This window comes from Rhizobium ecuadorense, from assembly GCF_001187535.1.
GTDB lineage: Bacteria > Pseudomonadota > Alphaproteobacteria > Rhizobiales > Rhizobiaceae > Rhizobium > Rhizobium ecuadorense.
Genome location: NZ_LFIO01001430.1, coordinates 1 through 371, shown reverse-complemented (window position 1 = coordinate 371; position 371 = coordinate 1). Strand labels below are relative to the sequence as shown.

1 pseudogene is annotated in these 371 nt (G+C 60.4%); it reads left to right on the top strand.

The annotated features are described in order from the left end of the window. Positions 1–371 (top strand): annotated as a pseudogene (locus AF337_RS30005) (right-handed parallel beta-helix repeat-containing protein); the annotation flags it as partial.

The following is a 371-nucleotide window of genomic DNA, read 5'->3' as shown; positions in this document are numbered from 1 at the left end:
GCACCGGAGCGCGGACGATATTTTACGTTTCTCCCGATGGTAAGGACACCTGGAGTGGCCTCCTTCCGACCGCAAATCAGCAGGGTGGCGACGGTCCTTTCGCCAGCATCGAAAGAGCCCGTGATGCTGCCCGTGAGAAGGGCGGCACCAACACAATCGCGCTGGGAAAAGGCGATTACTACCTTGCTCGGCCAATCGTCTTTGACTCCCGCGATAAGGGCTTGATCGTCACGGCAAGATGCGATGAGGCGCCGATTTTGCATGGTGGGCAACGCGTGCGCAACTGGGCGCAGGAGGCCGATGGTCGCTGGACGGCGCCGCTGAAATTGCCGCCGGATGAAGCGGTCGGTGACCTTTTCGTCAATGGGATG